This is a genomic window from Streptomyces colonosanans, from assembly GCF_001866645.1.
GTDB classification, from domain to species: Bacteria; Actinomycetota; Actinomycetes; order Streptomycetales; family Streptomycetaceae; genus Streptomyces; species Streptomyces colonosanans.
In genome coordinates this window covers 1-12,627 of the sequence record NZ_MLYP01000119.1, presented here as the reverse complement: position 1 = coordinate 12,627, position 12,627 = coordinate 1, and the positions used below count along the sequence as shown (strand labels likewise).

Below are 12,627 nucleotides of genomic sequence, written 5' to 3'. Positions count from 1 at the left end.
CACCTCGGCGGCGGCCTCAGTCGCAGCCTCCAGCGCGACGTCGACCTCCGGCTCGGGTTCCGGCGTGATCTCGGCCGAGGGTTCACGCTCCGGCTCGGGCGCCGCAGTTTCGGCGGTGGGCTTCGGTTCCGGCGTCACCTCGGCGACGGCCTCAGTCGCAGCCTCCGGCGTGACCTCGACCTCCGGCCCGGTCTCCGACACCTTCGCGGCCTCCGGTTCCGATGCGGGCTCGGAGGTTGCCTCGGCCGTGGGCTCCGGCTCCGCTGTCACCTCGGGCTCCGGCCCCCCCGCAATCGCGGCCGAGGTCTTCCGCTCGGATCCTGCCTTCGGCTCCGCCTCAGGCTTCGTGACCTCCGACTCCAGCTCTGCAGCCTCCGGTTCCGGGGTGGCCTCAGCCTCAGGCTCATCCTCGGTCTCCGGCTCGGCCTCCGCCGTGGCGTCGGCGGCCTCGGTCTCCGGCTCAGCCTCTGCCGCAGCCGCGGGTTCCGTGGCCTCCGGCTCAACCTCCGCCCTGGCCTCGGCGGCCTCGGTCTCCGGCTCCGAGCTCGTGGCGATCGCCGTCTCCGCCTGGGGCGTCACCTGCCGCGGCACCGTCACGTTGTCGAAGGCCGCCGCCACCAGCTCATGCTCGTCCGCCCCGGACGCCTCCTGGGCCGGCGACTGTGCCGGGATGTCGTTCGGCGCCGTCGGCTCGACGGGCTCCGCAGCGGCCGGTGCCGGCTCCGTGGCCGGTGTCGGCACCGACGGCTCCGAGGGCGTCACCTCGGCAGCGGTTGTCTCCCCCGAGGGCTCCCCCTCGGCGGTGCGACCCTTGCGTGAGCGGCCGAACGCGTTCCGCAGGAGAGTGAGAATGCCCATGTGCGCAACCCTTCGCATGAGGTGAAGCCCGTCTATCCCTGGCCAGGACGGACACGTAAGGTTAGCGGCCACCGGCAGTGATCTTGGGTAGGGCCCAACCATCGGAAGCGCCCCATGCCAACACCGTGCGTCCGCCATTGCCGCCCTCGCGGCCACCCCGGTCGATCCTGCGGTCGCCGCTGCCACTTCTGCGACTCAACCCGCCTGCGGACATGCCGGGTTGAACCGCCGTCCCGGAACGCCGGGCGACGGTGACGCCGACCCACGCTCTAGGTGCGCTGATGGAGCGTGACGTCGACGATCAGGGCGCGGTGGTCGGTGGCGGCGATGTCCAGGAAGCGGGCGGAGTTCACCGAGAAGTCCCGGGAGACGAGGACGTGATCGATCTGCACGCCCAGCGGCGGGATGGCGCGGGCGGGCCAGGAGGGTGTGCGGGTGCCGTCGGCGAGACGGGCGCTGTCGCGCAGGCCGGTGTCGAGGATGCGGCGGAAGGCGGCGTGGTCCTGGGAGGCGTTGAAGTCGCCCGCGATGACCGTGGGGGCGTCGCCGCCGGCTGCCGCGTAGGTGCGCAGCGCTCCCAGTTCGCGGCGCCAGACGGACAGTTGGCCGGCGAGCGGGGGCATGGGGTGCGCGAGTTGGAGGCGTACGGCGTGACCGTGGACGTCGGCGACGGCGCCGGGCATGCCCATGGTGCCCGGCAGGCCTGGCGCGGCCTTCAGCGGGAAGCGGCTGAGGACGACCGAGCCGTCGGAGCCGCTGCCCTCGACGGCCTGCCGGTAGGGGTAGATGCCGTCCTTGCCGCCGACGGCGTGCTCCAGGGTGGCGGAGCAGTGGTGCTCGCACTCCTCGACGAACACGATGTCGGGGCGCTCGCGGCGGATCGCGGGTACAAGGGAGTCGGTTCCCCGGCCGAACTGCACGTTGGACGTCAGGACGCGGAACTCGGCGAGCGGGGTGCCGGTGGGTTCGCTGCTTTTGCCGTACGGCTCGATGAACCAGGCGAGCGCGGCGAGCGCGAGGACGCCCCAGGCCATGCCGGTACGCCAGCGGGCGAGCAGGGAGAGGAGGAGGGCGAGGGCGGTCGGGGCGAGCAGCCAGGGCAGGAAGGCGAGCAGTTGCGGTACGGGGGTGATCGCGTCGGTGTCGGCAGCGCGACAGCCGACGACGACGCTCACCCCTGCGAGCAGCATTCCGGCGAGCCAGGCTCCCGCGGTCTTTCTCCGGGACCGGCGCCGGGCCCCGGTCGGCTCGGTCCACTCCGCGGTCGCAGTCTCCATGTACCGGCCGCCTTCTCCTCGGTGGGCTGGGTGTCCGGATCCTCCCTCAAAGACGGGGAGGGAAAGGAGATGGTTGCCGGGGCGAGGAGGGGGCGGCGAGGGGGGAGCCGAGTCAGGCCCGGACCCGTTTCGGCCGCTCCGCCGTGACCGGATCGGGCTCTGCGGACGCCCCGCGGCGTCGCATGACGATGCCCGTGAGCCAGGCAGCCAGGGCGACCGTGAGGCCGACTGCCAGCAGCAGCCAGGACACCGTGCGCAGCGAATCGGTGAGGGCGTCGTAGACCGCTCCGGCGGCCGGCTGCGAGATGCCCGCCGGGAGGTCCCGGAGCGTCATCCGGCGGCCCACCTCGATCGCGATGACGAGCAGCCCCGCGCCCAGCGCTGTGCCGAGACCGGTCGCGAGCACCGCCCGGCGCCGGCACACGGCCACGAGGATGCCGCTCAGGGCGAAACCGACCGCGGCGCCGGGAAGCCAGAAACCGGTGACTTCGAGCACGTGGAACCCCTTTCGGAGCTTCGTCAGGTCCTCGGCCTGCAGCAGGGTGATCTCTATGTGCGCGACCGGGATACGGCCTGCGAACGGCACGTGTTCGTCGGAGAGTTGCCGCTTCAGCCGCTCGGTGGCGGGGGCGAGGTCGATGGTGACCGGGCTGTCGCCGTCGCCGTGCAGGGCGCGGATCACGGCGTCGTGGGCGGTGAGGTTCGCGGTGTCCCAGGCGCTGTGGAAGGCCTTGGTGTCGGTGAACGAACGGACCGCGTCGTGCACGAAGGTGTGCACGGAGCCCTGCAGGGGCTGCCCGACGTGCACTTCCCGCATGATGCCGTTGGTGACGGCGGTGGCTATGGCGTCCCGGACCTCGGCGTCGGAGGCGAGCGGGTCGGTGGTGGCGGCATAGCGGGGGCCGTCCTCGATGCCGTACTTCGCCCACACGGTGAGAACGCCCAGCGGCGCGAGCAGACAGGCGAGGCCGACCAGCACAGCGGAGACCAATCTCCGGACACGTCGAGACACTCCCTCAGCGAATCGTGCCGACACCCGACGGGCGAGCCGATCGCCTGCAAATGGGTGGGTATGACGAGCCGAAGGGAAGAGCGGTGGCGGCCGGGACCGGCGCGGCCGTCGTCACCGTACGTGTCGACGATCGAGGCGGGCCAACGACCTGGGGCGTTCACGGCCGTGGCAGGGCCGTGGCAGTGCTCTCCGGTGGAGGGTTCACCCGAACGGGTGTTACCTGGTGGTGGGGCGGGCAGCCGGTTCCCGGGAGCGGGTCCCGGGGCGGGCGAGTGAGGGAGACGCATGAGGCCCCGGCGTCGGCATGGGCCGGTAGCCGGGGTCTCGTGCGCCGCAAGATGAGCCGGACCGGCGGTCAGCCGGCCGGCTCCTGCGGTCTCTGCAGCTTCTCGTGGGTGTAGTAGCGGTAGAAGTTGAACAGGAACACCGCCGCGGCGAACACGAGCCCCAAGCCCGCCGAGCTGAACACGCTGTGGCCGCTCTGGCTGAACAGGAAGCCGAGCGCGATGCCCGCGAACGCCGCCCACAGCGTCGCGTGCTGTTCACGCCGCAGACGCGGTGCCACGAGGAACAGTCCGATGCACACCGCCGCGAACACGAGCGCGGTCAGGAAGCCGAACCCGATGTTCCAGCCCGTGAGGGGGCCGCCGCGGCGCCTGGTGGTCGCGGCCCAGTAGCCGTAGACGAGACCGACGACGACGGGCACCGCGACCCGTCCGGCGGCGTGCGTGCGCCGGTCGAAGAGGTTGGGTGGGCGCTGCGCCGCGACCGTGGCCGGGAGCCTGGTGGCGGGTGTGCGTGGTGTCCCCGAGGCGGGTGCCGCATGAGCCATGGGAGCACTCCTCTCTCCTCGTCCCCGCACTCCAGGGCACACCTGGCCAGGGAGGTCGGCAAGTCGGGATGCGTGGCCACCGGGGCCGTGTTTGGCTGGGGCTCATGAGGATCGTGCTGTTCGGGGCGACGGGAATGGTGGGCAGCCGGATCGCCGCGGAGGCGAGGCAGCGCGGGCACCAGGTCATCGCCGTGAGCCGCTCCGGCCGGTCGCCGGTACCCGGGGTGACGGCCACGGCGGCGAACGCCTCGGATCCGGCGAAGGTGGCCGCGTTGGCGACGGGTGCGGACGCGGTGGCGAGCGCGTGCGCACCGCCCAGGGACGGCTCGGACCCGACGGAACCCTTCCTCGCCCTCAACCGCGCTCTCGTGCGGGGCACACGCGACGCCGGGGTGCGCCGGTTCATGGTGGTCGGCGGCGCCGGCAGCCTGGAGGTCGCGCCCGGACAGGCACTGTGCGACCAGCCCGGCTTCCCCGAGGCGTATGCGGCCGAGGCGCTCGCCCACCGCGCGGCCCTGGAGTACTTCCGCACGGACTGCGACCTGGACTGGACGTATGTCTCCCCAGCCGCCGAGATCGCCCCCGGCGAGCGCACGGGCCGCTTCCGGGTGGACGACGACCGGCTTCTGACCGACGCGGACGGCAACAGCCGGATCAGCGCCGAGGACTACGCGGTCGCCTTCGTCGACGAACTGGAACAGGGCGCCCATCCACGCGCCCGCATGTCGGTCGCGTACTGACGGACGGCGGCGCCCGTGCCCAGCAGTCGACGACCGCACGACCCGCAGGAGGACCGCGGGACGCAGGGCGGGGCCGCGCGCCGGTGGCGTGGCCTCCCGTTGCCCGACGGCCCACGCCGTGGTCCCAAGCGGCCCGCCGCCTGGGGGGCTTCGCCCCGGCCGTCCGCCCCCTCTGCCCCCGGGCCGCCGCGCGACGGCTCCCTCCCCGACGAAGGCGCCCTGCGCGGCCGACCGCAGCTGCTGCGTGTGCGCGGGCGCAGCATCGCCTGGATACCGCCGAACGCGCTGCTCCTCACCATCGCGCTGCTCGACTGGGACAGGGCCGACGGGTTCCGGACCCTCTCCTGGGTGGTGCTCGCCCCTGGTATCGCCGCCGCGCTCTGCGGGGTGTGGTGCACGGTGAGCGCCGCGGTGCTGGCCGTCGCCGTCTACGAGATCGAGGACCATGCCTGGCCGCACGAGTTCCAGAGCGGGCTGCCCGACTTCATCCTGGTCGTCGCGGGCGGCGCGATCGCCGTGCTGGCCTGCGCGGTCCGGGTGCGCGGCGAGCGGCGCATGCTGCACATGCAGGACCTCGTCGAGATAACCCGGCACACGGTGCTGCGCCCGCTGCCGGCCGGCTGGGGCGGTCTCGATCATGCGGCGGTCTACCTCGCCGCCGACAGCATCGCCCGCGTCGGCGGCGACTTCTACGACATCCAGCCCGGCCCGCAGGGCACCCGCGTCCTGCTCGGCGACGTCCAGGGCAAGGGACTCGGGGCCGTCACGGCCGCGCTGGCGCTGCTCGGCACCTTCCGCGAGGCGGCGTACCACGAGCCCGCCCTCGGTACGCTCGCCCACCGGCTCGAACTCCGGATGTCGCGGCACGTCCGCTACCGCGTGGGCATCGGCTGCGACGACGACCCCCGCTTCGCCACCGCCGTGCTGGTCGGCTTCCCGGCGGCCGACACCTCGTACGTGGAGGTCGTCAACTTCGGGCACGAACCGCCGCTGGTGGTCGCCCCCGGCGGCGTACGGCCCCTGCCGCCGGGGGACGGCCTGCCGCTGGGCCTCGGCGACCTGGGCGACGGACTGCCGCCGACGACGCTGCGCGTACCGCTCGCGCCGGGCGAGACGCTGCTGCTGGTCACGGACGGGGTGTCCGAGGCACGGGACGCCGCCGGGGAGTTCTTCCCGTTGCGGGACCGGGTGGCCGGCGCGCTCGCCGAGGATCCGCATGCCGCCGAGCCGGGCCCGCTGGTACGCCTCGTCCACGACGGCACGCTGCGCCACAGCGGGGGCCGCCTCGACGACGACACCGCGATCCTCGCGGTGCGCCGTCCGCCCACAGCCGACGGTGCGTGAGCGCTGCTCGGCGTACCGCCGTCGCGGTCATCCGGTCACGCCTGCTCCGGTCCCGCCGTTCCTGCCGACGCGTTCCCGGTCACGTCGTTCCCGCCGTCGTGGGCGGCACGCCGGTGGGAAGGTCCTGTACGTACGGCGCGGTCCCCGGTTCCGCGGCCCGGGCCGGACCCACGTAGGCGGCCATGGTCAGGGCGACCACGGCGATCAGCGCCGCGGCGACGCTTCGGATGTAGCGGGCGGCTGTTCGTCGGAGCACGGCGGCCTCGCTTCGCATCGCATCAGCAGCTTGTTAAGTGGGTTTAACGCGCGGCTTAACGTAGGCCGTCCCGAGGGGTGGTGCAAGAGGATGCGCTGAGGTTCCCGGGTGCCCACATGAGCGTCAACGGGACCAGTGGCATGCTTAGTTGAAGAATAATCAGAGGTGTCCGGACGTAAGTCGCCATGATGGCATGCTTGGTTCATGGCGGAGCGTGACGACCCGGAGACCATCGGGCGCAGGGTGCAGCGGCTGCGGACCGAACGCGGGCTGACACAGAAGCAGTTGGCCGAGCCCGCATACTCGCCCGCGTACATCTCCACCGTGGAGGCGGGCCGCGTCCGTGCCTCCGAGCCGGCGCTGCGGCACATCGCCGAGCGGCTCGGCATCGCCTACGAGGAACTGGCCACCGGTCGTCCGGCCCATCTCGCCACCGGCCTGCGGCTCAGGCTGACCGACGCCCAGCGCACCCTGGCCACCGGCGAGGCCGAGGCCGCGGCCGAGCAGTACAACGCGCTGCTCGCGGAGGCCGAGGCGCACGGGCTCGTCGGTGAGCAGGCCGCCGCGCTGCTCGGGCTCGGCGAGTGCGCGCTGGAACGGGGCGATCTGACGGCCGGGCGGCGGTACTTCGAGCGCTCGGAGGAGCGCCTGGGCGACGCACCGCTGACCAGCCGGGTCCCGGCACTGCGCGGCCGCGCCGTCTCCCACTACCTCGCCGGTGAACTCCGCTACGCCTGCTATCTGCTGGAGTCGACCCTCGACGAACTGAATCGCCTGGGACTGCACGACCCGGACGCCCTGCTGCTGCTCTATGCGAGCGCCATCGGCCCGTACATGGACATGGGCGCCCATGCGAGGGCGGCACAGGCGGCCGAGTTCGCGCTGGCGCTCGCGCCCCAGGTGGGCGACCCGGTGCTGGTCGCGCGCATGCACCGGTCGGTGGCGCGCACACTGATCGCCGAGGGCCGGATCGCCGAGGCAGACGCCTCCCTCGCCAAGGCCGCCGAGCTGTACCGGCACCTGCGGATCCGCACCGAGCTGGCCAACTGCCACTGGATGCGCGGTTATCTGTACGCGCAGAACGGCGAACTGGAGCGCGCGGAAGGCGAGTTGCGTGAGGCTCTCACCATGCTCTCCGAGCAGCGGGCCGCCCTCTACAGCAGCCAGGTCGCGGTGGAACTGGCGGACGTGCTGCACCGGCGCGGGAAGTCCCAGGAGGCCGCGCGGTTGCTGCACGGCGTCCTCGGCGACATCGGCCCGGAGCGTGGCGCCGTGCACTCCGCCGCCGCCCACCGTCTCCTCGGCATCATCGCGGAGGACGCCCGTGACACGGAGGACGCGGAGGAGCACTACGTCCGCGCGTTGAGCCTGCTGGAGAGGGCGGGCGCGGCGGGCGACCTGGCGGACCTGTGCCGTCTGCTGGGCGATCTGCTGCGCCGCACGGGCCGGGTGGAGGCGGCCCTGGACGCGTACCGCACGGGCCTCGGCCACCGCACCGCCCCGGGCACGACGACCCTGGGCCCCGCGCCGGCGCAGCCGCCGCTGTAGAGGGGGCGCGACGGCCCGCTCACGGGGTGACGATGGCGAAGCCGAGGTCCGGCTGGGTCACATACGAGAACAGCCGCTTGAGCAGCTCCCGGTCCCCGTCCGTCTCGATGCCCGCGAGGCCCCTGCCCGCGAGCAGGCCCAGGAATTCGGCGCGGGTCAGGGTCAGCGTCAGGCCCGCCCCCGGTTTCGGCGTGCGGTGCAGCGGCAGGCTGCGGTGGGTGAGCGCGCCGTGCTGCAGATTGATCCGGTGCCGGCACTGCTCGTCGATCACGACCAGGTCGATGACGAGCCGCGGCTCCCGGGCCGCGCGCGGCCCGTCGATGCGGACCGCGATCGAGTCCAGCAGCATGCTCACGGTGAGCCCCGACGTCATCCCGGCCGTGTCCGTGGCGGAGGCGGTGCCCGCGCCCTTGCGCAGTTCCAGCGCGCCGGTCAGGTAGATGTTCCGCCAGGGCCCGTTCTCGGCGCCGTGCCCGAGCCGTTCGTACACGCCGGCCAGTGCCTCCTTCGCCTCCTCGTCGTCCGGGGAGGCGAACACCAGGTGGTTGAGGAGGGTGGCGGCGAAGCGCAGGTCGCCGGCGTCGGCGTACCGGCGGGCCGCCGCGAGCATCGCCTCCGGCCCGCCCGCCATCTCCACATACCGCTCGGCGAGCGCGGCCGGCGGATGCTCCCAGAGGTGGGCCGGGTTGCCGTCGTACCAGCCCATGTACCGCTGGTAGACGGCCTTGACGTTGTGGCTCAGGGAGCCGTAGTAGCCCCGCGCGTGCCAGGCGTTCGCCAGCGCGGGCGGCAGCCGCAGTTCCTCCGCGATCTCCGGGCCCGTCAGACCGCTGTTCATGAGCCGCAGGGTCTGGTCGTGCAGATACGCGTACAGGTCCCGCTGCTCCGCCAGCAGCCGGACGACGTTCTCGTGCCCCCAGGTCGGCCAGTGGTGCGAGGCGAAGGCCACGTCGTAGGCGTCGCCGAAGAAGTCGATGGCCTCGTCGAGGTAGCGCGACCAGACGCGGGCGTCGCGGACCAGGGCGCCGCGCAGGGTCAGGATGTTGTGCAGGGTGTGCGTGGCGTTCTCGGCGAGGCACAGGGCGCGCTGCTCGGGGAAGAGGAAGTTCATCTCGGCGGGCGCCTCGGTGCCGGGCGTCAGCTGGAACAGGATGCGGACGCCGTCGACGGTCTCCGTCTGCCCGGTGTGCGTGATGTCGACGGTCGGCGGGACGAGGCCGACCGTACCGGTGGACCTGGCCGTGCCGAGTCCCGTGCCGATGTGCCCGTCGGGCGCCTTGACCAGCCGGGTGCCGAACATGAAGTCGGCGCGGCGGATCATCGCGGGCCCGGCGAGGACGTTCTCGCTGACCGCGTGCTCCAGGAAGCCGGCGGGCGCGAGGACCGGCACGGCCGCCTCCCCGCCGCGCGGCAGCACACCGCGGGCGCCGCCGAAGTGGTCGACGTGGGAGTGGGTGTAGATCAGCCCGGTGACGGGCCGCTGCCCGCGGTGGTGCCGATAGAGGGCGAGGGCGGCCGCCGCGCACTCGGCGGAGATGAGCGGATCGACGACGAGGACGCCGTCGTGGCCCTCGACGAGGGTCATGTGGGAGATATCGAGGCCGCGCACCTGGTAGACGCCCTCGGTGACCTCGTACAGCCCCTGCCGAGCGCACAGCTGCGACTGCCGCCACAGACTCGGGTGCGCGGTGCCGGGACAGTCCCCGTCGAGGAAGCGGTACGCGTCCCCGTCCCACAGCACCCGTCCGTCCTCGGCCGTCACCATCCCGGGGACCAGGGCGGCGACGAACCCGCGGTCGGCGTTCTCGAAGTCGGTCCGGTCCTCGAAGGGCGGCAGTCCGTCACGGGGCGGGGCGTCCATGGGGCCAGCTTCGGCGCGCGGGATGCGGGAGGCCACCGGTGGGGGACCGTTCAGGGTGCCGGTGCGGCCGGAGCACTACGAGAACATCGACATGCCCACGAACATCGCCACGAGGAACAGCGCCGCCGCGGCGATGAGCGCCACCACGTGCGGCCGTTGCTCGGCGAAGGCGCGGAGCGTGGCCGGCTGACGGCCACCGGCCGGTGAACGGCCACGTCGGCCCGCAGCGGCAGGCCGCTGGCGGTGGGCCGCCCGGTGACCCGGGACCCCGGCCGAGGGCGGGAGTTTGTACGTCGTCGCCGGGCCCGTCACGCTGCGGGGGACCGCCGGCGGTTGCGGGGCAGGCGCGGGAGCGGGAGGCGGTTCCTGGGCCACGGCCGGGAGCGGTTCGGCGTGGCCCCGCCAGGAGCCGGAGGCGAACCAGTCGGCGATCTGCAGTGCCGTGGGCCGCTCCTCGGGCCGCTTGGCGAGCAGACCGAGCAGATAATTCTCGAAGGCGGGTGGCAGGGCGACGCCCAGCTCGCGCGGCGGCACGGGAGCCGCGTCGAGATGCTGGTGCAGGACCGCGATCGGGGTGCCCGCGCGGAACGGCGGGTTCCCGGTGAGGAGCTGGTAGAGCACACAACCGAGCGAGTACACGTCGCTGGCCGGTCCCGCGGGCTTGCCCAGGGCCCGCTCGGGCGCGATGTACAGGCTGGTGCCGACGATCTGCCCGGTCGCCGTGAGCGCGGCCGACGGGTCGTCCATGAAGCGGGCTATGCCGAAGTCGCCGATCTTCACCGTGCCGTCCGCGTCGAGGAGCAGGTTGCCGGGCTTGATGTCCCGGTGCACGATGCCCTGTTCATGGGCGACGGCGAGCCCGGCCGCCGCCTGTGCGGCGATGCGGGCGACCCGTTCGGCGGGCAGCGGCCCGTCGTCGGACAGTACCCGGGAGAGGCTGTCGCCCTCCACCAGCTCCATCACCAGGAACAGCCGGCCCTCGTGCTCCCCGAAATCGAGGACGCCGACCACATGGGGGTGGTGGAGGCGGCCCGCGGTCTGGGCCTCCAGGCGGAAACGGGAGTCGGCGGTGCGGTCGTCGTTCTGGGCGAGCAGGACCTTGACGGCGACGGGACGGCCGAGCATCTGGTCGTACGCACGCCAGACCTCCCCCATCGCGCCACGCCCGATGGCGGTGTTCAGCTCGTACCGGCCCGCGATCAGCACCTGTTGTTTCATCCTCATGCCGTGAGACGAATGTCGTGAGACCTCTCGACCGCTGCCTGCCATGACGCCGCCGGGGCGGGTGACGGTGGGTACTGCAGCGGGTTCCAGCCTACTGGCACGACCGCGCGTTTCGATCATGGTCACCCCCGATGTGATCGAGAGGTGATGATCCGGGCGCTCGCGTGGGGGAAACTCCCCGTCCAGCCCCAAGTCCCCGCAGACCAGAGCCAGATGAACTCCGCCACTCACACCCGCTCACATCCGGTGCGACGGTGGGTGGTTCAGCAGCCGATGCCGACCGGGACGAAATTGATGCGGGTGTGCTCTTCCATGCCGAGAGCCTTGTTGTACGTGGTGCGGGTGACCCGGTACCAGACGTCGTCCCTCGCGGTGTCGCCGTTGACATCGTCCAGCTTCACGCACCACCGTTCGCGCTGGACGACCCGCCGGTACGTCTCGGTGCCCTCTTGGACCTTCGTGCAGTCCCGGTATCGCTCGGTGGTGTACCAGGTGCGCGTCTTCTTGTGGGCGCCCGATCCCGTACGTTTCGTGTGCTTGACCCGCTTGGTGGCGGGCGTGCACTTCTTGACCATGTGCGGCCGGGTGTCCTTGACGGTCCTCCTGGGGACGTGCCGGACGGTGTCCCGGAGACCGACGACGCGGTCCGTGTGCGGCTGGGCTTCCTGGTGGGCGTACCCGCCGCCGTGACCGGTGCCGCCCCCGTGTCCCGGAGCGTCGTGCCGTCCGCCGCCGCACGCGCCGAGTCCGAACATGAGGATCGCCGTCACCCCGGCGACCACCAGTCGCTGCTTCCCGAACATGTCTCCCCTTGCGGTCACCGGACGTGTCCGCCAAGGACCCTCGGAACGCAAGGCCCCCGAACACAAGGCCGGGGCACTGTCCACGGCACGGCGGCAGTCAGACTAACTGATCTTCGATAAGGGGCGGGGGTGGCGAAGTCTCGTCGACGGCGGCCGGAAGCGGAGTGAGGATGGTGGTGTGTGAAGGGAGGCGCCGATGTGGATCCTGCTTCACCCTCACTCCGGCGGGCAGGCGGTGGCGGCCCTTGGCATGCCGCCGGTGTGGACGCAGTTCCCGGTCGCCGATCGCCCGGGTGTGGCCGCCGCCGTCCTGGCTGCCGCCTTCGTCGCGCTCGTCGTCGGCACGAGGGCCCGACAGGGCCGGTTCCGGCGGTTCCGGGACGCGCGGGGCAAGGCTGCCGAGCCGGTCGACGCGTCGTGGTTCACGGCCCACACCCTGGACGGTTTCCCCGAAGAAGCCGTCCGCGCACGCCTGCGGGGCCCCGACGCGCCGTCCGTCGACTGCCTCTATGCCGCCTGGGTACTGGCCGTCCGCGGGATGGACGCCGTATGGCTGGAGAAGAACCTCTCACTGCCTGCCGATGTGGCGCACCTGATCGTCGAGGCCGCTGAGCCGAGGCGCCGGAACCGGGAGTCGCAAGAGGACCACGACGAGCCCGGGCCGGGGGGACCGCCTGGCGGGGCGAAGGCCGAGGAAGGAACGGCAGGGCGTGATTCCGTTCCGGGATCCTGCGGTGATGACCGGCGGCGACGTGCCGGGCCGGCCTCGTAGACATCGAGAGGACGGAGTCCGACCACCTTCAAGGGGCCGGACCCCCTCCGTCGTGGGCCCTGGTGGGGCTCTAGTGCCGCGGCAGGCAACGTTCGCCCCG

General features: G+C 72.6%; 11 protein-coding genes and 1 pseudogene. 4 read left to right on the top strand and 8 right to left on the bottom strand.

Features of this window, described 5'->3' with window-relative positions:
- The 4 genes and pseudogenes from BIV24_RS34725 to BIV24_RS30275 all read right to left on the bottom strand — a co-directional run.
- Positions 1-858, bottom strand: a pseudogene (locus BIV24_RS34725) (VWA domain-containing protein); the annotation flags it as partial.
- Positions 859-1,127: 269 nt separating this feature from the next.
- Positions 1,128-2,135 carry an endonuclease/exonuclease/phosphatase family protein gene (locus BIV24_RS30285; protein WP_071369672.1) on the bottom strand — a complete coding sequence of 336 codons (1,008 nt, stop codon included), beginning with the start codon at positions 2,133-2,135 and terminating at the stop codon, positions 1,128-1,130.
- A gap of 112 nt (positions 2,136-2,247) precedes the next feature.
- Complete coding sequence (locus BIV24_RS30280) at positions 2,248-3,126, bottom strand: hypothetical protein (RefSeq protein ID WP_342745297.1); 879 nt, start codon at positions 3,124-3,126, stop codon at positions 2,248-2,250.
- A gap of 376 nt (positions 3,127-3,502) precedes the next feature.
- A complete protein-coding gene (locus tag BIV24_RS30275) occupies positions 3,503-3,979 on the bottom strand; it encodes a hypothetical protein (protein WP_071369670.1) in 477 nt (158 codons plus the stop codon).
- A gap of 104 nt (positions 3,980-4,083) precedes the next feature.
- Here BIV24_RS30275 and BIV24_RS30270 point away from each other — a divergent pair, with 104 nt between their 5' ends.
- Both BIV24_RS30270 and BIV24_RS30265 read left to right on the top strand, forming a co-directional pair.
- Positions 4,084-4,719: an NAD(P)-dependent oxidoreductase gene (locus BIV24_RS30270; RefSeq protein WP_071369669.1), complete on the top strand. Its 636-nt coding sequence runs from the start codon at positions 4,084-4,086 to the stop codon at positions 4,717-4,719.
- A 237-nt stretch (positions 4,720-4,956) separates the two neighbouring features.
- Positions 4,957-6,063, top strand: a complete 1,107-nt coding sequence (locus tag BIV24_RS30265) for a PP2C family protein-serine/threonine phosphatase (protein ID WP_425442607.1) — start codon at positions 4,957-4,959, stop codon at positions 6,061-6,063.
- Between the two features lie 79 nt (positions 6,064-6,142).
- Here the strand turns inward: BIV24_RS30265 and BIV24_RS30260 are convergent, their stop codons facing one another.
- Positions 6,143-6,319, bottom strand: coding sequence for a hypothetical protein (locus tag BIV24_RS30260; protein ID WP_177198879.1), 177 nt, complete (start codon positions 6,317-6,319; stop codon positions 6,143-6,145).
- 204 nt (positions 6,320-6,523) lie between these two features.
- On the opposite strand from BIV24_RS30260, the gene BIV24_RS30255 reads away from it, so the two are divergent.
- On the top strand, positions 6,524-7,867 hold the full coding sequence (locus BIV24_RS30255; protein WP_071369667.1) for a helix-turn-helix domain-containing protein: 1,344 nt from the start codon (positions 6,524-6,526) through the stop codon (positions 7,865-7,867).
- A 19-nt stretch (positions 7,868-7,886) separates the two neighbouring features.
- Here the strand turns inward: BIV24_RS30255 and BIV24_RS30250 are convergent, their stop codons facing one another.
- The 3 genes from BIV24_RS30250 to BIV24_RS30240 form a co-directional block, all read right to left on the bottom strand.
- Positions 7,887-9,728 (bottom strand): alkyl/aryl-sulfatase, encoded by a 1,842-nt coding sequence (locus BIV24_RS30250; RefSeq protein ID WP_071369666.1) that lies wholly within the window; start codon positions 9,726-9,728, stop codon positions 7,887-7,889.
- A 75-nt stretch (positions 9,729-9,803) separates the two neighbouring features.
- Entirely contained in the window at positions 9,804-10,952 is a 1,149-nt protein-coding gene (locus tag BIV24_RS30245) for a serine/threonine-protein kinase (protein WP_245767009.1), read from the bottom strand.
- A 263-nt stretch (positions 10,953-11,215) separates the two neighbouring features.
- The gene (locus tag BIV24_RS30240) at positions 11,216-11,755 is read right to left on the bottom strand and encodes a hypothetical protein (protein WP_071369664.1); all 540 of its coding nucleotides are present in this window, start codon (positions 11,753-11,755) and stop codon (positions 11,216-11,218) included.
- A 196-nt stretch (positions 11,756-11,951) separates the two neighbouring features.
- Between BIV24_RS30240 and BIV24_RS30235 the strand changes: the two genes are divergently transcribed.
- Positions 11,952-12,527 carry a hypothetical protein gene (locus BIV24_RS30235; RefSeq protein ID WP_071369663.1) on the top strand — a complete coding sequence of 192 codons (576 nt, stop codon included), beginning with the start codon at positions 11,952-11,954 and terminating at the stop codon, positions 12,525-12,527.
- The last annotated feature ends 100 nt before the right edge of the window (positions 12,528-12,627 follow it).

What these genes read in the sequence shown, in the direction of transcription:
- BIV24_RS30285 (WP_071369672.1), bottom strand. Translation starts at nt 2,135, where the DNA reads ATGGAGACTGCGACCGCGGAGTGGACCGAGCCGACCGGGGCCCGGCGC.
- BIV24_RS30275 (WP_071369670.1), bottom strand. Translation starts at nt 3,979, where the DNA reads ATGGCTCATGCGGCACCCGCCTCGGGGACACCACGCACACCCGCCACC.
- BIV24_RS30270 (WP_071369669.1), top strand. Translation starts at nt 4,084, where the DNA reads ATGAGGATCGTGCTGTTCGGGGCGACGGGAATGGTGGGCAGCCGGATC.
- BIV24_RS30255 (WP_071369667.1), top strand. Translation starts at nt 6,524, where the DNA reads ATGGCGGAGCGTGACGACCCGGAGACCATCGGGCGCAGGGTGCAGCGG.
- BIV24_RS30250 (WP_071369666.1), bottom strand. Translation starts at nt 9,728, where the DNA reads ATGGACGCCCCGCCCCGTGACGGACTGCCGCCCTTCGAGGACCGGACC.
- BIV24_RS30245 (WP_245767009.1), bottom strand. Translation starts at nt 10,952, where the DNA reads ATGAGGATGAAACAACAGGTGCTGATCGCGGGCCGGTACGAGCTGAAC.
- BIV24_RS30240 (WP_071369664.1), bottom strand. Translation starts at nt 11,755, where the DNA reads ATGTTCGGGAAGCAGCGACTGGTGGTCGCCGGGGTGACGGCGATCCTC.
- BIV24_RS30235 (WP_071369663.1), top strand. Translation starts at nt 11,952, where the DNA reads ATGTGGATCCTGCTTCACCCTCACTCCGGCGGGCAGGCGGTGGCGGCC.